The 19312-nt window shown below is 70.3% G+C and carries 21 protein-coding genes; 13 read left to right on the forward strand and 8 right to left on the reverse strand.

The genetic code is table 11. The features are described from left to right. The first annotated feature begins 9 nt into the window (after window positions 1-9). Window positions 10-1479: a globin-coupled sensor protein gene (locus G9C83_RS13015; RefSeq protein WP_167246574.1), complete on the forward strand. Its 1470-nt coding sequence runs from the start codon at window positions 10-12 to the stop codon at window positions 1477-1479. Window positions 1480-1508: 29 nt separating this feature from the next. Here G9C83_RS13015 and G9C83_RS13020 read toward each other — a convergent pair whose 3' ends face one another. Beyond that, window positions 1509-2243 carry an MBL fold metallo-hydrolase gene (locus tag G9C83_RS13020; protein ID WP_167246576.1) on the reverse strand — a complete coding sequence of 245 codons (735 nt, stop codon included), beginning with the start codon at window positions 2241-2243 and terminating at the stop codon, window positions 1509-1511. A 283-nt stretch (window positions 2244-2526) separates the two neighbouring features. Here G9C83_RS13020 and G9C83_RS13025 point away from each other — a divergent pair, with 283 nt between their 5' ends. Next, window positions 2527-5250, forward strand: coding sequence for an ATP-dependent helicase (locus G9C83_RS13025; protein WP_167246578.1), 2724 nt, complete (start codon window positions 2527-2529; stop codon window positions 5248-5250). A 105-nt stretch (window positions 5251-5355) separates the two neighbouring features. Then, window positions 5356-5688, forward strand: a complete 333-nt coding sequence (locus tag G9C83_RS13030; RefSeq protein ID WP_167246580.1) for an ATP-binding protein — start codon at window positions 5356-5358, stop codon at window positions 5686-5688. Between the two features lie 4 nt (window positions 5689-5692). On the opposite strand, the gene G9C83_RS16195 is transcribed toward G9C83_RS13030, so the two are convergent. Next, window positions 5693-5815 carry a hypothetical protein gene (locus G9C83_RS16195; protein ID WP_279587190.1) on the reverse strand — a complete coding sequence of 41 codons (123 nt, stop codon included), beginning with the start codon at window positions 5813-5815 and terminating at the stop codon, window positions 5693-5695. Window positions 5816-5890: 75 nt separating this feature from the next. Here G9C83_RS16195 and G9C83_RS13035 point away from each other — a divergent pair, with 75 nt between their 5' ends. Continuing rightward, the gene (locus G9C83_RS13035) at window positions 5891-6904 is read left to right on the forward strand and encodes a zinc-binding dehydrogenase (protein ID WP_167246582.1); all 1014 of its coding nucleotides are present in this window, start codon (window positions 5891-5893) and stop codon (window positions 6902-6904) included. 4 nt (window positions 6905-6908) lie between these two features. On the opposite strand, the gene G9C83_RS13040 is transcribed toward G9C83_RS13035, so the two are convergent. Next, entirely contained in the window at window positions 6909-9692 is a 2784-nt protein-coding gene (locus tag G9C83_RS13040; protein WP_167246584.1) for an ATP-dependent helicase, read from the reverse strand. A gap of 97 nt (window positions 9693-9789) precedes the next feature. Here G9C83_RS13040 and G9C83_RS13045 point away from each other — a divergent pair, with 97 nt between their 5' ends. After that, entirely contained in the window at window positions 9790-10074 is a 285-nt protein-coding gene (locus tag G9C83_RS13045; RefSeq protein WP_167246587.1) for a hypothetical protein, read from the forward strand. Window positions 10075-10087: 13 nt separating this feature from the next. Here G9C83_RS13045 and G9C83_RS13050 read toward each other — a convergent pair whose 3' ends face one another. Continuing rightward, the gene (locus G9C83_RS13050) at window positions 10088-11386 is read right to left on the reverse strand and encodes a dicarboxylate/amino acid:cation symporter (protein WP_167246589.1); all 1299 of its coding nucleotides are present in this window, start codon (window positions 11384-11386) and stop codon (window positions 10088-10090) included. Between the two features lie 180 nt (window positions 11387-11566). Between G9C83_RS13050 and G9C83_RS13055 the strand changes: the two genes are divergently transcribed. After that, entirely contained in the window at window positions 11567-12730 is a 1164-nt protein-coding gene (locus tag G9C83_RS13055; RefSeq protein WP_167246591.1) for a cystathionine gamma-synthase, read from the forward strand. An 89-nt stretch (window positions 12731-12819) separates the two neighbouring features. Continuing rightward, window positions 12820-13473, forward strand: a complete 654-nt coding sequence (locus tag G9C83_RS13060; RefSeq protein ID WP_167246593.1) for a hypothetical protein — start codon at window positions 12820-12822, stop codon at window positions 13471-13473. 264 nt (window positions 13474-13737) lie between these two features. Here the strand turns inward: G9C83_RS13060 and G9C83_RS13065 are convergent, their stop codons facing one another. The 3 genes from G9C83_RS13065 to G9C83_RS13075 are packed head-to-tail and all read right to left on the reverse strand — an operon-like array spanning window position 13738 to window position 14810. Next, window positions 13738-14004, reverse strand: coding sequence for an elongation factor 1-beta (locus tag G9C83_RS13065; RefSeq protein WP_167246595.1), 267 nt, complete (start codon window positions 14002-14004; stop codon window positions 13738-13740). A gap of 2 nt (window positions 14005-14006) precedes the next feature. Next, the gene (locus G9C83_RS13070; RefSeq protein WP_167246597.1) at window positions 14007-14186 is read right to left on the reverse strand and encodes an HVO_2753 family zinc finger protein; all 180 of its coding nucleotides are present in this window, start codon (window positions 14184-14186) and stop codon (window positions 14007-14009) included. Between the two features lie 60 nt (window positions 14187-14246). After that, window positions 14247-14810, reverse strand: coding sequence for a DUF2391 family protein (locus G9C83_RS13075; protein ID WP_167246599.1), 564 nt, complete (start codon window positions 14808-14810; stop codon window positions 14247-14249). 71 nt (window positions 14811-14881) lie between these two features. On the opposite strand from G9C83_RS13075, the gene G9C83_RS13080 reads away from it, so the two are divergent. The 6 genes from G9C83_RS13080 to G9C83_RS13105 all read left to right on the forward strand — a co-directional run bounded on the left by G9C83_RS13080 (window position 14882) and on the right by G9C83_RS13105 (window position 18917). Further along, complete coding sequence (locus G9C83_RS13080; RefSeq protein ID WP_167246601.1) at window positions 14882-15103, forward strand: hypothetical protein; 222 nt, start codon at window positions 14882-14884, stop codon at window positions 15101-15103. Between the two features lie 64 nt (window positions 15104-15167). Next, window positions 15168-16001 (forward strand): NOP5/NOP56 family protein, encoded by an 834-nt coding sequence (locus G9C83_RS13085; RefSeq protein WP_167246603.1) that lies wholly within the window; start codon window positions 15168-15170, stop codon window positions 15999-16001. After that, on the forward strand, window positions 15998-16627 hold the full coding sequence (locus G9C83_RS13090) for a fibrillarin-like rRNA/tRNA 2'-O-methyltransferase (RefSeq protein WP_167246605.1): 630 nt from the start codon (window positions 15998-16000) through the stop codon (window positions 16625-16627). The genes G9C83_RS13085 and G9C83_RS13090 overlap by 4 nt, the downstream gene beginning before the upstream one ends. Window positions 16628-16725: 98 nt before the next feature. Then, the gene (locus G9C83_RS13095; RefSeq protein ID WP_167246607.1) at window positions 16726-17832 is read left to right on the forward strand and encodes a glutamate--cysteine ligase; all 1107 of its coding nucleotides are present in this window, start codon (window positions 16726-16728) and stop codon (window positions 17830-17832) included. Window positions 17833-17908: 76 nt separating this feature from the next. Continuing rightward, on the forward strand, window positions 17909-18403 hold the full coding sequence (locus G9C83_RS13100) for a winged helix-turn-helix domain-containing protein (RefSeq protein ID WP_167246609.1): 495 nt from the start codon (window positions 17909-17911) through the stop codon (window positions 18401-18403). Between the two features lie 46 nt (window positions 18404-18449). Next, window positions 18450-18917, forward strand: coding sequence for a phosphopantetheine adenylyltransferase (locus G9C83_RS13105; protein WP_167246611.1), 468 nt, complete (start codon window positions 18450-18452; stop codon window positions 18915-18917). A 3-nt stretch (window positions 18918-18920) separates the two neighbouring features. Here G9C83_RS13105 and G9C83_RS13110 read toward each other — a convergent pair whose 3' ends face one another. Further along, the gene (locus G9C83_RS13110; RefSeq protein WP_167246613.1) at window positions 18921-19229 is read right to left on the reverse strand and encodes a transcription initiation factor IIB family protein; all 309 of its coding nucleotides are present in this window, start codon (window positions 19227-19229) and stop codon (window positions 18921-18923) included. Window positions 19230-19312: the final 83 nt, after the last annotated feature.

Raw genomic sequence — 19312 nt, forward strand, 5'->3', positions numbered from 1 at the left:
GGCACCTCGATGGCTACTGATAAATCCCCTCGCGTAACCGAAGACGTTCGCGGCGGGGTTGATGGGGACGCGCTCGCAGACCGCATCGGACTGGACGACGACGAGATCGCGTGGCGCAAGGAGTTCACGGGTCTCGACGGCGCGGACGAGGCGGCGCTGGCGGGCGAGTCCGAGCTGTTCGAGGAAGTCGCCGAAGACCTCGTGGACGACTTCTACGACCACCTCCAGGAGTTCGACCGCACGCTCGAGATCTTCGGGCGGTCGACGAAGACCGTCGACCGGCTCAAGCGGACGCAGACGCAGTACCTCGTCGGCCTCGGTAGCGGCGAGTACGACCGCGACTACGTCGAGCAGCGCGCCCGAATCGGGAAAATTCACGACCTCCTCGACCTCGGCCCGGAGGTCTACCTCGGCGCGTACACGCGCTACTACGAGGGCCTGCTGGACGCCCTCGTCGACGACGTCACCGAGGACCGCGGCGAGGAGGCAGCCGACGCCGTCGGCGAACTCGTCGAGCGGTTCCTCCCGATGCTGAAGCTGTTGACGTTCGACCAGCAGGTGGCGATGGACACGTACATCGACTCGTACGCCCAGCGCCTCCAGTCGGAGGTCGAGCGCCGCAGCGAGCTGGCGAACGCGGTCGCGGACGACGTCGAGGAGCCGCTCGCGGACCTCGCGGAGAGCGCCCGGGACGTCGCCGAGCGCGCCGACGAGATGCAGGCGTTCACCGACGAACAGGTCGACCGCACGGAGAGCGTCGCCCGCGAGGTGTCGAGCGTCTCCGCGAGCATCGAGGAGGTCGCCGCGACAGCCGCGGACGTCCGCGAGACCAGCGAGAACGCCGAGGAGCTGGCGGGTCGCGGGGAGGAGGCGGCCGACGACGCCCTCGACGTGATGGCGGACATCGAGGCGGCGACGGACGGCGTCGCCGAGGACGTCGACCAGCTCCGCGAGCGCGCGGGCGACATCGAGGAGGTCACCGCGGTCATCGACGACATCGCCGAGCAGACGAACCTGCTCGCGCTGAACGCGTCGATCGAGGCCGCACGCGCGGGCGAGGCCGGCGACGGGTTCGCGGTGGTCGCCGACGAAGTGAAGGCGCTCGCCGAGGAGTCCCGCGAGCAGTCCACGCGCGTCGAGGAACTCGTCGAGCACATGCAGACGGACACGGAGGCCGCGGTCGAGCGCCTCGACGGGATGAACCGCCAGATCGAGGACGGCGTCGAGCGCGTCGAGGAAGCGATGGAGACGCTCCGGGAGATCACGGAAGCCGTCTCGGAGGCGGCCAGCGGCGTCCAAGAGGTGTCGAAGGCGACCGACGAGCAGGCGACGAGCGTCGAGGAGGTCGCGGAGATGGTCGACGAGGTCGACGACCGCACGGGCGAGGTCGCCGACGCGCTCGACGACATCGCGGACGCCACCGAGCAGCAGCGCCAGACAGTCAACGACGTCCGCGAGACCGTCTCCCGGCTCACCTGACGGCTCTCGACGAGAGGGAGCCGAGCGCCCTACTCGGCTTCGACGACGAGGCCGTCCCGAGCGAACGCGACGTGGCCGTCGAAGTGCTCCTCGATGGACGCCTGCATCTCGCGGTGCTCGCCGTCCGTGTGCGGGTAGAGGTGCGTCAGGTAGAGTTCCTCGACGTCCACGTCCGCGAGTGACTCGCCGAGCTGTGTCGGCGTCGGGTGATTCGAGACGTCCACCTCGTCCGGGAACGAGCAGTCGTGGACGAGCACGGAGCAGCCGTCCGCGAACTCGCCCATCCCCGCGAACGCCTCCGTGTCCGCACTGAACGCGAGTTCGTCGTCGAATCGGTAGGCCAGCCCCTGCATCGAGTGCCGCGTCTCGATGGCGTCCACGTCGAACCCCGCGACCTCGAAGCTCCCCGCCTCCACGTCCCGGAGCGTGAGGTCCACGCGGCCCTGTAGGTAGTCGTGGACCTCCAGCAGGTCGGTCACGAGCTCCTCCGTCCCTGTCGGACCGACCACTGTGAGGTGCTCCTCCCCCGCGAGCCACCGCGCCTTCAACACCGCCAGCAGGTCGCTCACGTGGTCGAGGTGGTGGTGGGTCAGCAGGACGGTGTCCACGCCCTCGTACCCGACGTCGGTGCGCGCGAGCGTGTGCACCACGCCGCTCCCGCAGTCCACGAGCAAGCGGCTGTCGGGCTTTTCGAGCAGCAGGCCGGTCTGCATCCGGTCGCCCGTCGGCATCGCGCTCCCCGTCCCGAGGAACGTCAGTTGCATACCCGAACGCGCGACTGCGAGGCGGTTAACGATTCGGGGTCCGTGTTCGTTGTTTCGTGGACTCGTCTCTCTCGCGAACGCCCGTGACTACGCCTCGAAAGCCCCGAGGCTGTAGACTCGGTGCGCTCGCTGCGCGACCGAAGCCAGCCGGGGCTTTCGAGGTCACGTCGCCAACGCTACTCGCGGAAACTCAGGGACCGCCTGACGTGCGTAGCGGCGTCAGACACTTGACGTGCGTAGCGGCGTCAGACACTTGACGTGCGGGCTCCAAGCGGAGGCGTAGATGGGACCGGAGTCGGAGACGGCGACGCGGTCGGCCGACGGAGAGCCGGGGGCGTCCGACCGGGAGATTCTGGGCGCGCTCGACCCCGCGGTCCGCGAGTGGTGGGTCGACAAGTTCGGGAGTCCCAAGCGAGATGGGGGCTGTCTGACGCCGCCCCAGCGCGAGGCGATTCCGCTCATCCACGAGGGGAGAAACGCGCTCGTGGCGGCGCCGACGGGGTCGGGAAAGACGCTGGCGTCCTTCACGGCGATTCTGAACGAGCTGTTCGAGCGCGAGCAGGCGGGAGGTCTCGACAACGCGGTGTACTGCCTGTACGTGTCGCCGCTGAAGTCGCTCGCGAACGACATCGAGCGCAACCTCGCGGAGCCGCTTTCCGGCATCGCCGACCGGCTCGCCGAGCGCGGCGTGGAGACGGACGTCCGGCAGGCGATCCGCCACGGCGACACCTCCGACTACGAGCGCCAGCAGATGCTCGAAGAGGCCCCGCACATCCTGAACACGACGCCGGAGACGCTCGCGATTCTGCTGAACTCCCCGAAGTTCCGCGAGAAACTCCGGAGCGTCGAGTACGTGGTCGTCGACGAGATTCACAGCCTCGCTGACTCCAAGCGCGGCACCCACCTCTCGGTGAGTCTGGAGCGCCTCCAGCGACTCGCGGGCGAGTTCACGCGAATCGGGTGTTCGGCGACCGTGGAGCCGCTGTCGGACATCGCGCGCTACCTCGTCGGATTTTCGGGGGGAGAAGCTCGCGCGTGTGAAATCGTCGACGCGCGGTTCGCGCGGGACTACGACCTCCAGCTGTCGTGTCCGACGCCGGACCTCGTGAACGCCTCGAAGGGCGCCGTCAACGACGCGTTCTACGAGGAACTCGGCCAGCTCGTCGACGAGAACGACAGCACGCTCGTGTTCACGAACACGCGCTCTGGCGCCGAGCGCGTGCTGGAGAACCTCCGCGAGCGCGGCGTCGTCGGCGACGAGGAGTCAGCGTGCCACCACGGCAGCCTCTCGAAGGAGCGCCGACAGGAGGTCGAACAGCAGCTGAAAGCGGGGTCGCTGTCGGTGACGACGACCTCCACGAGCCTCGAACTCGGCATCGACATGCCGCACATCGACCTCGTGGTGCAGGTGGGGTCGCCGAAGTCCGTCGCGAGCCTGCTCCAGCGCGTCGGCCGCGCGGGCCACCGGCCCGGCAGGACCGTGACGGGCCGCGTCATCGCGCTCGACCGCGACGAGCTCGTGGAGTGTGCAGTGATGCTGCGGCAGGCCGAGCGCGGGTTCGTCGACCGCGTGCACATCCCCGAGCGCGCCCACGACGTCGCCGCACAGCACGTCTACGGGATGGCCATCGAGGGGCCGCTCCCCGAAGCGGAGGTCCGGGAGACGCTGCGGTCGGCGTACCCCTACCGCGAGTACACGGACGACGACTTCGAGTCGCTGTTCCGCTACCTCACGGCGGACTACGACGGCCTCGAAGACCGGAACGTCTACGCGAAGGTCTGGCGCGACGAGAACGACCCGCCGGGCGGCGACGACGGCGACCCCGACGACCCGACGTCGGGCACTCACCACTACCCGGACTTCGCGGTGGGCGAGCGCCTCGTCGGGAAGCGCGGGCGGCTCGCGCGTCCGATTCTCCTCCAGAACCTCGGGACGATTCCGGACTCGTTCACCGTGAACGTCTACGTGCGCGGCGACGACGAGTGGGTCGGCCAGCTCGACGAGGACTACCTCGACACCCTGGAGGCCGGAGACGTGTTCGTGCTCGGCGGCGACCGGTTCGCGTACCGCTACCGGCGCGGGTCGAAGGTGTACGTCGACCGGACGAGCGAGCGCGCGACCGTGCCGTCGTGGTACTCCGAGCGCCTCCCGCTCTCGTACGACCTCGGCCGGGAAATCGCGCGCTTCCAGTCCGAGCTGGTCGCGAAGTACGACGAGGGCGGCGCGGCCGCGGTGCGGCGCTGGCTCCGGGAGTTCCCCGTGGATGCGAACGCCGTGAGAGCGCTCGCGCGAATGTACGACGACCAGATTCAGTACGCGGGCGCGGACAGCGTCAGCACGACCGACCGAATCGCCATCGAGGAGGTCAAAGACCGCGACGAGTACCGGCGCCGCTTCCACGTGCGCACGCCGTACGGCCGCCGGTTCAACGACGGGCTGTCGCGGCTGCTGGCGTACCGCTGCGCGAACGAGGCGAACGCGAACGTCGCCGTCTCCGTCGCGGACAACGGCTTCACGCTCGCGATGCCGCTGAACAGGAAAGTCGACGTCGCGGAGCTGCTCCGGAAGACCGACCCCGGCGACGCCCGGGAGACGCTCCGAGACGCCCTCGACGGCACCGACCTCCTGCAGCGGTACTTCCGCATCGACGCGACGCGCGCGCTGCTCGTGCTGAAGCGGTACAAGGGCCGCGAGAAGTCCGCGAGCAAGCAGCAGGTCGCCAGCGAGATGCTGCTCGGCTTCGCCGAGGACCTGGAGGACTTCGCAGTGCTCGACGAGACCTACCGCGAGCTCGTCGAGGACAAACTCGACCTCGCGGGCGTCCGCGAGGTGCTCGCGGAGGTCCAGTCCGGGGACGTGGCGGTGACGGAGACGACCCTGCAGTCGCCGTCGCCGCTGTCGTTCGGGCTGGCGACGCTGTCGGCGAGCGACGTCGTGCTCGCGGACGACGAGGACGCGGTGCTGCGGGCGTTCCACGAGCGCGTCCGCGAGCAGGTCGACGACTAGCGCCGGGCGTCCGGCGGCCCGGCAGCCGGGTGAGTTTCCTCGCGCGGGCGCTCGCAGCGGTTTCGGGGCCGACGCATTAACGAAGGGGCACCCGAAAGAGCCGGCATGTCGCGGCGCGCTCGCGAGCAGTCGGCCGACGCCGGTGTGCGCGTCTCGGCGTCCGTGAGAGATCTGCCGGGCGACGACGTCGTCATCGAAGTCGCGGACACGGGCGCCGGCATCCCGGACTACGAGCGCCGCATCCTCGACCAGCCGGCGGAGACCACGCTCTCGCACGCCAGCGGGCTGGGGCTGTGGCTCGTCTACTGGACGGCCCGCGAGTCGGGCGGCACCGTCGAGTTCGGGGCGGACTCGGACGGGACGACGGTCCGGTTCAGGCTGCCGGACGCCGACCGACGGGCGAGCCGCTGGGAGCGGCTCGTCGGCCGCCACCGGTGACGCGTCAGCCGAGGTACGGCTTCAGGACGGCGCCGCCCGCGAGCCCCTGCCCGAAGGTGACGTCGACGTCGAAGCCCGCCCCGGGCTGGGCCACCAGTACCGCGGCCGCGACTGCGAGATGCTGCATCGTCGCGGGATTCGGCGCGCGCCGGGATAAGTGCGACCCGTACCACTTTCCGGCCGTCGGCCGAACGTCGACGCGATGCGCGCCGCAGCATTCACCGACCTCGTCGGACCGGACGGCGTCGGCCTCGTCGACAGGCCGGACCCCGAACCGGGCGCCGGCGAGGCCGTCGTCGACGTGGAAGCGTGCGCACTCAACCGCCACGACCTCTGGATTCTGGAGGGCGACTCCGCGATGGTCGCCGCCGACGACCTGCCGTTCGTCAGCGGCCTCGACGTCGCCGGCACCGTGCGCGACGTCGGGGACGGCGTGACGGGCGTCCAGCCCGGGGACCGCGTCGTGCTCTGCCCGAACGAGACGTGCGGGACGTGCCGGTTCTGCCGGGAGGGCCCGGAGAATCTCTGCGAGGAGTTCTCGCTGTTCCACGGCGGCCTCGCCGAGAGAGCGCGGGTGGACGCCAGCCGACTCGTCGCGCTCCCGGACTCAGTGGACGCGACGACCGCGGCAGCCATTCCGACGGCGTACATGACCGCCTACCACATGCTCCGACGCGCCGAGGTCGGCCCCGGCGACCTCGTGTTCGTGCCGGGCGCGACCGGCGGCGTCGGCGTCGCCGCCGTCCAGCTCGCGAGTGTTTTCGGCGCCGAGACGGTCGGTACGTCGTCCTCGCGGGAGAAGCTCGACCGCGTGACCGAGCTCGGGCTCGACCACGCGATTCGGGGGACCGACCCCGCCGACCTCCGGGAGGAAGTGGGCGCGGTCGGTACGCCGGACGCCGTGCTCAACCACCTCGGCGGAGAGTACACGGCGCTCGGGCAGGACGTGCTCCGGCGCGGCGGCCGGATGGTCGTCTGCGGCCGGACCGCGGGCGGGCGCTCGGAAATCGATATTCCGGACCTCTTCCTCGGGCACAAGCGCATCGTCGGCTCCACGATGGGGACGCAGACCGACCTGGAGACGATCGTCGACCTCGTGGCGGCCGGCGACGTCGCGCCCGAGGTCGAGGACACCTACCCGCTCGCGGAGACCGGCGACGCGTTCGCCGCGATGCAGGACCGGGACACGGTCGGGAAGCTCGTCGTCACGCCCTGAGGAATCAGCCGAGCGTCGCCCAGTCGACCATCCGGTCGTACAGCGGCTCCGAGCGCAGCGCCGCCTCGTCGCCGACGAGCACGAGGCTCTTCTTGGCGCGGGTGAGCGCGACGTTCACGCGCCGGTGGTCTTCGAAGATGGGGCCGTCGAGGTCGCCGGTCGCGACGAACGACACGACGACGACCTCCTTCGAGGAGCCCTGGAAGCGGTCGACGGTGTCTACGGCGACGCCGTCCGGGACGCACCGGCCGACTTCCGCGACCTGCGCGCGGAACGGCGCGATGACGCCGATTTCAGCGGGGTCGACGCCCGCGTCGACGTACTCGCGCACGATTTCGCCGACCCGTTCTGCTTCTTCGGGGTCGACGTGCGCGTCGCCGGTGCCCGGGACGTCGTGGAACGTCACGCCGTCGCGGACGACGTTCGCCCGCGACGAGCCCCCGCTCGCGTCGCTCGCGGGGACGCCGTTCTGGACCGAACCTCCGGTTTCGACGCCGAGGTCCGCGAGCGTCTGGCCCGCGACCTCGCCCGCCGCGGGACGGAGCTGGCCGCCGTAGAACTCCGTCGAGGAGAACGCCTGGATGCGCTGGCTCATCCGGTACTGCTGGTCGAGCATCACGGACGCCTCCGGGTGGGTGTCGTGGAGGCGCTCGAACAGCGACGTCGCGAGCCGGCCGCCGGAGCGCACGACCGGCGGGAGCTGTTCGTGGTCGCCGACGAGCACGAACGTGTCGCCGCGGTTGATGGCGGCGAGCGAGTCCGGTTCCGTGAGCTGGCTCGCCTCGTCGACGAGCACCACGTCGAACTCCTGTTCGCGCATCACGCGGGAGCCGCAGGTCGCCGTCGTCGCGGCGACGACGTCGGCGGTCTGGAGCGCCCGCGCGCACTCCGCGGGATCCCCGGACTGGTTCAGCCGGAGGTCCTGCATGTCCTCGCGGACGCCCGTCGAGGTCCCGACGCGCACGATGTCCTCGTGTCCCTGCTCCCGCAGCGCTTCGAGCGCGTTGTCGACGGCGCGGTTCGTGAACGCCGACAGCAGCACGCGGTCGCCGCGGTCGACGAACTCCCGGATCAGCGTCGCGATGGTGTACGTCTTCCCGGTGCCGGGCGGGCCGTGCACGAGCGCGAAGTCCTCGGCGTTCAGCGCCTTGCTGACGGCCTCGTTCTGCGCGTCGTTGTTCTCGATGACCGTATGGTCGTCGTCCGCGAACTCGGGGCTCGCGCGGTCGAAGAGCACGTCCTTGCGGCGCGGCTCGCCCTTCAGCACGGCGTCGTGGAGCGCGGTGAGCATCCGGTCGACGCTCAGCTCCGAGGGGTAGACGTCGAGCCGCCGGAGTTCCACGGGCTCGTCGGTTGTGACGACGACGTGGTCGGGCGCGAGCGTCTCCACGCGTGCCATCTCCGCGGTCCCCGTCACGGGGTCGCCGTCGGAGGCGAGCACGCGGTCCCCCTGCCGAATCTTGGAGGCCGCCGCAGAGGGGCGCTCGGCGGTCAGCCGCCACCGGCCGTCCGGCAGCTCCTCGCGGCCCGCGGGCTCGAGGTCCACGACCGCGCGGTCGTCGTCCGCGCGCTCCTCGGCGGTCTGCTCCCAGAGCTTGCGGTACTCGTCGTGGACCGCCGCGCGCTCGCGCTCGACCGCGGCGTAGATCTCGTCGAAGTACGCGCGCTCCTCCTCGGGGAGCGGCTCGCCGAGCTGGCCGGCCTTCGACTCCTGGTCGAGGCGGCCGGACACCACCATGCAGGTGTCCTGCTCGAAGCAGTACTCGCACTTCGCGTCAGCCTCGAACCCCGTCGGCGGCTCTCCCCGGTGTTCGATGGCGGCGAGGTGGTTGCGCTGGCGGACGACGAAGTCGAGGAAGCCCTTCCCGATGGAGAACTCCTTGGCGGGCGAGAGGTCGCCGGACGCCTCGCTGCGGTCGACGGCAGCGTTCTTCGTGTACAGGAGCGTGCCGGTGTCGGCGTTCACGCCGCGGTCTTCGAGCATTAGCGCGTAGCACGCCGCCTGCACTTTGTCGTGGAAGCGCGGGTCGCGGTTCGTGTTCTTCCCCGTCTTCAGTTCGACGGGCATCCCGCGCCGGATGGCGTCGCAGCGGCCCTTGATGCCGAACGTCTCCGAGATGAGAGTGTACTCCGAGCGCCAGTCGTCGCCCGCGCGCCAGCCCTCCGCCGCCTCGTCGGCCGCAGCATCGGGCGTGCCGCCGTCGCTGGAGAAGTGGCCCTGCCGGAGCCAGCCCTCGATGGCCGAGGCGTTCGCGCGCACGTCCGCCTCGACTTCCTCGCGGTCCTTCCCGAGCAAGCCGAGTTCGAGGCCGGCCTCGTCGACGCGCTCGGCGACTGCGTCGTCGAGGTCCCGGCCGCGGAGCAGGTCGCCGAACACCTCGTGGACGATGGTCCCCTTCGTCACCGGATATTTGAGGGGGAGCCCGGAGAGCTTGTTCAGGTAGTAGAGCCGCGGACACTGCACGAACGACCGGATGTTCGTCACGTCAACGAGGAAGTCCGGCTCCACGACGACCGAGGACTCCTTGCTCGTGGAGTACTGAGTCTCGCCGTTCCACTCGTCCGCTTCGGCGTCCGTGACGAGTAGCTCCATCCCGGGGTCGAGGTAGTCGGCGGTCTCCGTCCACTTTCCCCAGAGCGTCACGCGCACGGACTCCCCGGGGTCGTCGGCGGCCGCGTCGCTGTCCGCGTTCGGCCGGACGTGGACGTCGAGGACGTCGCGGTCGCCGTACTGCGTGTTCACGGACCGCACCTCGTCGACGTCGGTCACCTCGCCCCGTACGTTCACGGGAGACGTGTGGAGCGCACCGCGAAAAACACTGTCGCTCGCCGCGGCCATCCGGACATTCGGTACGTTCTTTCCCGTCACCTGTGAACGCGTAGTCATGAGCGACGACGGCGACGACACCGTGCGCGTGTGGCTGGTCGAGCGCACGTACTCCGACGACGAACAGAACATCATCATCCTCACGTACGCCACGCCGGACGGCGAGCAGTACTTCCGGAAGGAGCGCGCGCTCACCAGCTTCTCGGACGTCCGGGACACGACCGCGGCCGTCGACGCCGACGCGGGCAACCTCGGGCAGACCGGCGACCCCGAACTCGAAGCACAGTACGCCGCTGAAGCCCAGCGGATGCGCGAAGAGCACGACCCCGACGACGTCATCTGAACCGGCGTCGGCGTCAGTCGTCGGCAGGGGCCGCCCGCTCGCTCCCTACTTCGACCCAGACGCCGTCGCCGAGGTCGAGCGCGTCGTTCCACTTCCCGACGACCGTCGACACCGCGAGGTCGCCGGTGACGTTGTTCATCGTGGCGATGCGGCCGAGAATCGGGTCGACGCCCGCGACGAACCCGACGACTTCCAGCGGCAGCCCGACCTGGTTCAGGACGACGGTCAGCATCACGAGGCCGGCGCCCGGCACGCCCGCGGTGCCGATGCTGATGAGGACGGCGACCACGAGCACGAGCACCTGCTCGGCCGGCGCGAGCGGCACCCCGACCACGTTCGCGGCGAAGACGACGGTGATGGCTTGCCGGATCGCCGCGCCGTCCATGTTCGCGGTGGCGCCGACGGGGAGCGCGAACGAGTACACGCGCTCGGAGATTCGGAGGTCCTCCTCGGCGTTGCGCATCGTCACGGGGAGCGTGCCGCTGGACGACCGGGTGGCGAACGCGGTGAGCATCGCGTCCTTCGCGCCCGAGAGGAACGAGAGCGGGGAGACGCCGACGACCAGCCGCATCAGCACGAACAGGTACGTGAACGCGATGTGGACGACCACGGCGATCGCCACCGCGAGCACGAGCTCGCCGAGCGAGGAGAACACGCCGACGCCCTCCGTGCCGATACCCGCGGCCATCAGCGCGAACACGCCGACGACGCCGAACTCGAGGACGCCGCGGACGACGACGAACATCGCCTCCGCGCCGACCTCGAACGCCTCGAACACGGAGTCGACGGTGTCCGAGAGGTCGTCGTCCCGGGCGCGGACGTACGTCAGCGCGATGCCGAAGACGATGACGAAGAAGACGGTCGCGAGGAGGTTGCCGTCGGCCATCGCCGCGACGGGGTTGTTCGGGACGATGCCGAGGACCACGTCGGTCAGCGACGGCGGCGCCTGCGACTGCGCCTCGCCGCCCGTGAACTCGACGCCGCGGCCGGGCTGGAGGACGTTCGCGACGGCCAGCCCGATGAGTCCCGCGAGGGTGGTGGTGACGGCGTACAGGCCGACGGTCACGCCGCCGATTCGCCCGAGTCGTGCGGGCGACAGCTGGCGTATCCCCGTCAGGAGCGTGAACACGATGATGGGGACGACGAGCATGTTGAGCAGCCGCAGGAAGAGGTCGCCGAGCGGCTGCACCACTACCATCCGCTCCCCGAACGCGACGCCCGCCGCGGAGCCGACCACGAACGCGACGAAGATGCGCGCGATGAGCGGAATCGAACGGTACCGGTGCCACGCAGTGCTAACGAGTCCGGTCATACCAGCCGCGAGACGCCCCACTGTCAAAAGGGGGCGACTTCGAGCCCATTTCTGCGGGCATCTGGGAGGGGCGCCAGCCGACGCGTCGCAGACACCGGCAATCAGTTCCGGTTTCTGGCCGGGGGAGCGCCGGTCCGCCCAACGGACAGACCTAACTCGCGGGCGGCCGACGCTCCGAGCATGAGCGACGACAGCGACGAGCACTTCGAGACGCGGGCCATCCACGCCGGGCAGGAGCCCGACGAGGAGACGGGCGCGCTGATGACGCCCATCTACGCGAACTCCACGTACGAGCAGGACGCGCCCGGCGACCACCGCGGCTACGAGTACAGTCGGACCGGGAACCCCACGCGGACCGACCTCGAAGCCAACCTCGCGAGCCTCGAAGGCGGGGAGTACGGCCGGTGTTTCTCCTCGGGGATGGGCGCCATCAACACCGTCCTGAACCTCCTCGAAGCCGGCGACCACGTCGTCGCGGGCAACGACGTCTACGGCGGCACGCACCGCATCTTCACGCAGGTCTACGAGGAGTACGACCTCGAATTCGACTTCGTGGACACCACCGACCACGACGAGGTCCGGGCGGCGATGCGGGACTCCACCGCACTCGTCTGGGTGGAGACGCCGACGAACCCCCTGATGAACGTCAACGACATCGACGCGCTCGCGGACGTCGCCCACGACTACGACGCGCTGTGCGCCGTCGACAACACGTTCGCGACGCCGTACCTCCAGCGCCCGCTCGAACACGGCGCCGATATCGTCTGTCACAGCCTCACGAAGTACCTCGGCGGGCACTCCGACCTCGTCGCCGGCGCGCTCGTCACGGACGACGAGGACCTCGACGAGCGCCTCGCGTTCTACCAGAACTCCGTCGGCGCGACCCCGAGCCCGTTCGACTGCTTCCTCGTGCTGCGCGGGACGAAGAGCCTCGGCGTGCGCATGGACCGCCACTGCGCGAACGCCCAGGAGCTCGCCGAGTGGCTGGACGCCCACGACCGCGTCGAGCACGTCTTCTATCCCGGGCTGGAGAGCCACCCGGACCACGACCTCGCGGCCGAGCAGATGGACGACTTCGGCGGGATGCTCTCCTTCGAGCTGGACGCCAGCCTCGACGAGGCCAGCGAGTTCGTCGCCGAGACGGAGGTGTTCACGCTCGCGGAGTCGCTGGGCGGCGTCGAGTCGCTCATCGAGCAGCCCGCGGCGATGACCCACGCCGCCATCCCCAGAGAAGAACGCGAGGCCGCGGGCCTGACGGACCCGCTCATCCGCGCGAGCATCGGCATCGAGCACGTCGACGACCTGAAAGCCGACCTCCAGCAGGCGCTGGACGCCGTCCTCTAGCGCCTCGGGCGAACACGCTCGAACCGAGCACTCAAGTCGTTCTTTGAGCGCCGAGAAAGCGTTTAACGAGCCCGTCCGTCTGGCCCCGTATGAAGCGACGGACGTACCTCGCCGCGCTGTCGGCCGCAGCGGTCGCTGGCTGTACCGGTGCTCCCGTGACCGGCGGCGGTGACGGCGAGACGACGGCCGGTCCCACCACGACGACAAAGTCCCGGACGTCCAACGGGCCGACGACCGGCGACAGAACGACGAACGAACGCCCGTGGTTCCGGTACGCCATCGACGGCGTTCGCACCGCCGACGCTCCCTTGGAGGAGGTCACGATGGACGCCCGGGTAACGCGTGAGTTCTCGGTCGACCACCCTGCGAGGCTCGAAGTCTCGTTCACGAACACTGCCGACGAGGAACGGACGTTCGTGTTCGGATCGCTCGTCCCGTGGGACGGCCTCTGGGGCCAGCACCAGTCGGCGGACGCGACGATGCTCCTGGCGCCGGACGACGGCGTCGTGCCGGACGGAACGTCCGACGACTGTTGGCAGGCCACCGACGGCGTTGCTCTCCCCGAGGTGATGCGCGAGGAGACAGTCGACCCAGGCGCGACCGTCCGCGGGGAGTTTGCCGTACTCGCCGCCCACGACAGCGACCAGTGCCACCCACACGGCACCTACCGGTTCGAGAAGGACAACTACCTGGAGAGCGGCTGGTGGTTCGAACTGGACCTCGTACCGCTCGTCGAGGGCTGAGCGCATCTAGCGGACGAAAAAACGACTACGAGCATTCGGCGCGCGTGCGGTTCGGACGAACCCGAGCGCGCCGATTCACTGCGCGAGCGTAGCGATCGCAGGCCGACGAGCGACTAAGCGCCGAAGCGCGCTGGAACGGGGAGTGCTCTTTCCGCAAGTTTTTGCCCGAGCGAGACCGGAGGTCTCGCTGGCCGTGCGAACGGGCGTTTCGCGCCCCTGAGCAGACGAGGGCGGCCGCAGGCGCCCCGCAGCGCAAAAAAGTGCCTAGATGCGACCGACTTCTTCGACGGCGACGCTCTCGACGTCGTCGACGTTGGAGAAGGCCTCCTCGACGGCTTCCGTGCCGCCCGCGTCGTCGGGGACGATGACGGTGGTGAGGAGCGCGGTGAGGCCGAACGCGACTTCCTCGGTCTCGACGCCGTTGATCTTCGCGCCCTCGGGGAGGGACTCCGAGAGACGGGACTCGAGGTCGTCGAGGTCGACGTCGGGGCTCTGCGGCATGACCTTGAGGACGGCGGCGACCTTCCCCATTGTTAGGGCCCCCGGAACCCGCAGTCGGGGCACTCGTAGAGGTTGCTCTGCTTGCGGCACTTCGCGCAGCGGTAGATCTGCTGACCGCAGTCCGGGCACTTGAACGCGGCGGCGGTGGTGCCGGAGATGTTGATGCCACAGGACACGCACTTGCGCGCCCGTTTGGCTTCGGATTCGCTCATACACCGTCTTGCGCCCGCACGCGGTTTAACCATTTTCTTTCGGCGGCGCCGGCCGGAACCCTAGCTCCCGGGGAGGATGTCGCCGAGCGCGGCGCCGATGGCCATCGGGAGGACCGCGACGGAGACGGTGGCGACGGCGAGCGCCGGGTCGGTCCACGCGACGCGGCCCCACGCGGTCAGCAGGAGGGTGGCGGTGACGGTGGACGCCGCGAGGACGCCGACGAGCCGTCGGGGAATCACGCCGAAGAACGGGTCGGCGACGCGGACGTCCTGGAACTCCGCGACGTACAGGAGGCCGTAGACGATGGCGACGATGGCGGCGGCGTTCGCGGCGAGTAGCGGGAGGTGGCCGGCGAGGAACTCGCCGGCTTCGTTGGTGCCGCCTTCGACGGCCATCGGGATGCCGAACAGGAGGCTGCCGAGCGCGGCTTCCGCGAGGTCGTTGGCGTCGAACCCGTAGATGACGCGGCCGAACGTGCCGTCGGGCTGCATGTCGGTGGCGAGCTCCTTCACCTCGCGGAGCTGTGCGCGGGCCTCGTCGTCGTCGACGTGGTCGTCGAGGTCTTCGAGCTCGTCGAAGAGGTCCGAGAAGTTCTTCCGGTCCTCTGCGGGCGGAGCGCTCATGGACGGACGGAACCCCGCCGGCACCATAAACGGCCAGCACTGTCTGGAGCCGCGAGCGCGACCAGTCGAGTATGTCCGAGGAACCACCGGAGTACCCCGACCCGGACGAGCTCAAGAAGGGACTGCACGTGTTCATCGAGCAGGGCCACGGGAAGGCGCCGGTCGAGGGCGACATCGACGCAGTGCTCGGCGAGGCGGACCCGAAGGGGGAGCGCGTGAAACTGAAGTCGGGCACGGAGGGCGTCGTCCGGCGCATCGAGCCGAGCGGGGGCGGCGGCCCGCAGCCGACGTAGTCGACCAGCGGAGCGCGGACGCCGACCGCGTGGGTTTAACCCGGCGCGGCGGGTACGCTGGCACATGACCGAACAGGGGTGGTTCGCCGCCGCGGAGGCCGGCGACGCCGACGCGATGGGCGAGGCCGTCCGCGAGGGCGAGGCGGACGCGCCCGCGGACTGGCCGGAGCGAGCGGTCGACGCGGGGTTCGCCGCGGACACCGACGAGTACTACGACTTGCTGCACGAGGCGACGCTCGCGGGGACGCGAGCGGCCGTCCGGGAGCGCGAGGGCGCCGACGACCAGCAGCTGATTCACGCGGTCCGGGCGGCCGCGGACCTCGCTGACGCCGCGAACGAGCTCGCCGAGCGCGGCACGGAGTGGGCGGGCAGCGTCTTCGATGACGTGGACAGCGGCGTCGAGGGCGCGCGAGCGGTCGCGGAGCGCGAGCCCGAGACCATCACCGAGGAGCGCGCGGTCGCGCTCTGCGAGCGCGTCGCGGACCTCGCCGATGAGCGGGACGCGGTCCGCGAGTACGTCGAGCAGCAGGCGCCGACGGTGGCGCCGACCCTCTCGAACCTCGCGGGCGCGATGCTCGCGGCGCGCCTGATCGCGCTCGCGGGCGGGCTGGAGAACCTCGCGAAGCAGCCCAGCGGGACGGTGCAGGTGCTCGGCGCCGAGGACGCGCTGTTCGCGCACCTCCGCGGGCACGCCTCGTCGCCGAAACACGGCGCCATCTACACGCACGACTACGTGCGGAACACCCACCCCGAGCACCGGGGGTCGGCGGCACGCGCGCTCGCCGGGAAGCTCTCCATCGCCGCGCGCATCGACCACTACTCGGGAGACCTGCGGCCCGAACTGGCCGAGGAGCTGGACGAGCGAATCGAGCGCATCCGCGCTCGTGATACGGAATGAGTCTCCCCGACGGCGTCGAGCGCCGGGAGTTCGAGGGCGACGAGGCGCTCGCGACGCGGGGGGAGCCGGTGTACGGCGAGCCGGTAGTCGACGGCTGGCGGCGCTGGGAGCCCCACCGCTCGAAGCTCGGCGCGACGCTCGAAGCCGGCCTCGACACGGGGCTGGCGGGCGGTGACGGCGTGCTCTACCTCGGCGCGGCGAACGGCACGACGGTGAGCCACGTCGCCGACTTCGCGGGACCGACGTACGCCGTCGAGTTCGCGCCGCGGCCGGTCCGCGACCTGCTCGACGTCGCCGAAGTCCGGCCGAACCTCTTCCCGCTGCTGAAGGACGCGCGCAAGCCCGAGACGTACGCGCACGTCGTCGAGAGCGGCTTGGACGCCATCGTGCAGGACGTGGCGACGCGCGGGCAGGCCGACGTGGCGCTCGCGAACCGCGAGTTCCTGCGCGGGGACGGCCGGTTTGTGGGTGCGATCAAGGCGCGCAGCGAGGACGTCACGCGCGAGCCGGCGGCCGTCTTCGAGGACGTGCTGGAGCGACTGCGCGAGGGGTACGAGGTGCTGGAGACGGCGCGGCTGGAGCCGTACCACGACGACCACCTCGCCGTGGTCGCGACGCCGAAATAGGCGCGATAGGTTCGATCGACGGCCGGCTCCCGAGACCCCCGGGAAGTCCGCCGACTTCCAGAACTATTTACGGCCGCCGCGGGAAACTCCCGCCAGCAATGGACGTGGGCTCGCGGGAGGCGTTCACGGAACTGGGGACGCTCGGCGTCGAGGAGGAGTTCTTCGTCGTCGACGACGCGGGCGTCCCGACTGCGGGGACCGACGAGCTGGTCTACGAGGCGGAGCCGCCCGAACTCCTGGAGGGCCGCCTCGACCACGAGCTGTTCAAGTTCGTCGTGGAGACGCAGACGCCGAAGCTCGACGGTCCCGGGGACGCCGCCGAGGCGGTCCGCGACGTGCGCGCGGCGCTGGTCGCGCACGCCGAAGCCAACGGCTACCGCATCGCCGCGGCGGGCCTCCACCCGGGGGCGCGCTGGCGCGAACACGAGCACGCCGAGAAGCCGCGGTACCGCTCCCAGCTGGAGCGTATCCAGTACCCACAGCACCGGAACACGACCGCCGGCCTGCACGTCCACGTCGGCGTCGACGACGCGGACAAGGCCGTGTGGGTGGCGAACCAGCTGCGCTGGCACGTGCCCGTGATGCTGGCGCTGTCGGCGAACTCGCCGTTCTGGAACGGCTTCGACACGGGGCTGGCGTCGGCGCGCGCGAAAATCTTCGAAGGACTGCCCAACACGGGGATTCCGACGGCGTTCGACTCCTACGAGGCGTTCGACCGCTTCGAGCGCCTGATGGTGGAGAACGGCGCCATCGAGGACCGCGGCGAACTCTGGTACGACGTCCGCCCGCACTCCGGGCACGGCACCGTGGAGGTCCGCGCGCCGGACGGCCAGGCCGACCCGGCGACGGTGCTGGCGTTCGTGGAGTACACGCACGCGCTCGTCGTCGACTACGCGGAGCGCTACGAGGACGCCGCCGACCCCGCGGCGGGCGTCTTCGGCGGCGGGGACGCGACGGGCCCGCTCCGCCGGGAAGTCTTGGACGAGAACAAGTGGCGGGCGATGCGGCGCGGCCACGACGCGTCGTTCGTCCTGCGGGACGCCGCCGGCGAGGTGTCGCTGGGCGAGGCGGTCGACCGGGAGTGCGAGCGCCTCGGCGTCTCGGGCATCCGAGACGTCTACGACGCGGAGTCGGGCGCGGCCGCCCAGCGCCGCCGCCTCGACGAAGACGGGGAGCGCGCGCTCTACGAGTCGCTGGTGCTCTGAGGCAGAACCGGGTGAGACCGCGGGGTGCGAAGCCTTTTTCACCCGTTCCGCGCTTTTGACCTGAACGAGACGACGCATGTCAGAGGACACAACCGACGACGTCGAGGGGGACGACCAGTCACCGCGGGAGCGACTCGGGGAGGAGAAAGAGCGCGCGGTCGCCGGCTTCGACCAGGGCGTCGTCGACATACTCTCGTGGGTGCTCGACACGGAGACGCGGGCGCGCATCTTCGTCTACCTGCGCCAGCACCCGTGGAGCACCAGCGAGGAAGTCGCCGACGGCACCGGCCTCTACCCCTCGACCGTGCGGGAGGCGCTCGCCGAGCTCGCCGACGAGGACGTCGTCGAGCGCCGGAAGCGCCAGAGCGAGGGCGCCGGCAACAACCCCTACGAGTACACCGCCATCGCGCCGAGCGAGCTCGTCGGCGGCGTCGTCGGGCGCGTCCAGGACGAACTGAACACCGTGTTCAACCTCGACGCCCACCTCGGCGACGACAGCGAGCCCGAGAACACCGACCAGCCGGTCCGCATCGAAGTCGAGGAAGCCGACGACGGCGGCGACGAGCGGTAGGTCACGAATCCAAACTGGTAAACGCCAAGCGCGCCTCCGCTGGCGTATGAACGTCGCCCTCGGTGGGACGTTCGACCCGATCCACGACGGCCACCGGAAGCTCTTCGAGCGCGCGTTCGAACTCGGTGACGTCACGGTCGGGTTGACCAGCGACGAACTCGCCGCACAGACCCGCAGCGTCGACCGCGAGGTCAGGCCGTTCGAGGCCCGCGAGCGCGACCTGGAGGACGAGCTCGCGGCTATCGCAGAGGGCTACGGCAGCGAGTTCGAGGTCCGGAAGCTGGAGGAGCCCACCGGCATCGCCACGGAACCCAAATTCGACGTGCTCGTGGTCTCGCCCGAGACGAAGGCGACCGGCGAGCGCATCAACGACATCCGCGCCGAGCGCGGCGTCGACCCCCTCGACATCGAGGTCGTCGACCACGTCCGCGCCGACGACGGCGACATCATCTCCTCGACGCGCATCGTCAACGGCGAAATCGACGAGCACGGCAACCTCGTCGAGAGCGACTGAGTGCTACCACGTCGGCGGCTCGAAGCCCGCCTCGTCGAGTAAGTCCTTCCAGCGCTGCTGGATGGCGAGCCGGGAGACGCCGGCGGCGTCCGCGACCGCGGTCTGGGAGCGCTGGTCGCCCGCGATGAGCGCGCCCGCGTAGGCGCTCGCGGCGACCGCCGCGGGCTTCGAGCGCTCGTCGGTGGGGACCGCGGACAGGAAGAGGTCTTTCGCGGTGGTCCGCGCCTCGGCGTCGAGGTCGAGCGCGTCAGCCACGCCGTCGAGGGTCTCCAGCCACTGTTGCTGGTCCAGCTCGTCGCCCGCGCGGTACATACCCGTACGTTCGGCGCGCCGCACGTAAACCTTCGGCGGGCCCCGGAGGAACTCGCGCAAATTCGCGTGAATCCGGCGCGACG

Origin of the sequence: Halobacterium sp. R2-5, from assembly GCF_011734195.1 — an archaeon.
In the GTDB taxonomy this organism is placed as follows: Archaea; Halobacteriota; Halobacteria; order Halobacteriales; family Halobacteriaceae; genus Halobacterium.

Coding starts and splice junctions, on each gene's coding strand:
- G9C83_RS13015 (WP_167246574.1), top strand. CDS start 10: ATGGCTACTGATAAATCCCCTCGCGTAACCGAAGACGTTCGCGGCGGG.
- G9C83_RS13020 (WP_167246576.1), bottom strand. CDS start 2,243: ATGCAACTGACGTTCCTCGGGACGGGGAGCGCGATGCCGACGGGCGAC.
- G9C83_RS13025 (WP_167246578.1), top strand. CDS start 2,527: ATGGGACCGGAGTCGGAGACGGCGACGCGGTCGGCCGACGGAGAGCCG.
- G9C83_RS13030 (WP_167246580.1), top strand. CDS start 5,356: ATGTCGCGGCGCGCTCGCGAGCAGTCGGCCGACGCCGGTGTGCGCGTC.
- G9C83_RS16195 (WP_279587190.1), bottom strand. CDS start 5,815: ATGCAGCATCTCGCAGTCGCGGCCGCGGTACTGGTGGCCCAGCCCGGG.
- G9C83_RS13035 (WP_167246582.1), top strand. CDS start 5,891: ATGCGCGCCGCAGCATTCACCGACCTCGTCGGACCGGACGGCGTCGGC.
- G9C83_RS13045 (WP_167246587.1), top strand. CDS start 9,790: ATGAGCGACGACGGCGACGACACCGTGCGCGTGTGGCTGGTCGAGCGC.
- G9C83_RS13050 (WP_167246589.1), bottom strand. CDS start 11,386: ATGACCGGACTCGTTAGCACTGCGTGGCACCGGTACCGTTCGATTCCG.
- G9C83_RS13055 (WP_167246591.1), top strand. CDS start 11,567: ATGAGCGACGACAGCGACGAGCACTTCGAGACGCGGGCCATCCACGCC.
- G9C83_RS13060 (WP_167246593.1), top strand. CDS start 12,820: ATGAAGCGACGGACGTACCTCGCCGCGCTGTCGGCCGCAGCGGTCGCT.
- G9C83_RS13065 (WP_167246595.1), bottom strand. CDS start 14,004: ATGGGGAAGGTCGCCGCCGTCCTCAAGGTCATGCCGCAGAGCCCCGAC.
- G9C83_RS13070 (WP_167246597.1), bottom strand. CDS start 14,186: ATGAGCGAATCCGAAGCCAAACGGGCGCGCAAGTGCGTGTCCTGTGGC.
- G9C83_RS13075 (WP_167246599.1), bottom strand. CDS start 14,810: ATGAGCGCTCCGCCCGCAGAGGACCGGAAGAACTTCTCGGACCTCTTC.
- G9C83_RS13080 (WP_167246601.1), top strand. CDS start 14,882: ATGTCCGAGGAACCACCGGAGTACCCCGACCCGGACGAGCTCAAGAAG.
- G9C83_RS13085 (WP_167246603.1), top strand. CDS start 15,168: ATGACCGAACAGGGGTGGTTCGCCGCCGCGGAGGCCGGCGACGCCGAC.
- G9C83_RS13090 (WP_167246605.1), top strand. CDS start 15,998: ATGAGTCTCCCCGACGGCGTCGAGCGCCGGGAGTTCGAGGGCGACGAG.
- G9C83_RS13095 (WP_167246607.1), top strand. CDS start 16,726: ATGGACGTGGGCTCGCGGGAGGCGTTCACGGAACTGGGGACGCTCGGC.
- G9C83_RS13100 (WP_167246609.1), top strand. CDS start 17,909: ATGTCAGAGGACACAACCGACGACGTCGAGGGGGACGACCAGTCACCG.
- G9C83_RS13105 (WP_167246611.1), top strand. CDS start 18,450: ATGAACGTCGCCCTCGGTGGGACGTTCGACCCGATCCACGACGGCCAC.
- G9C83_RS13110 (WP_167246613.1), bottom strand. CDS start 19,229: ATGTACCGCGCGGGCGACGAGCTGGACCAGCAACAGTGGCTGGAGACC.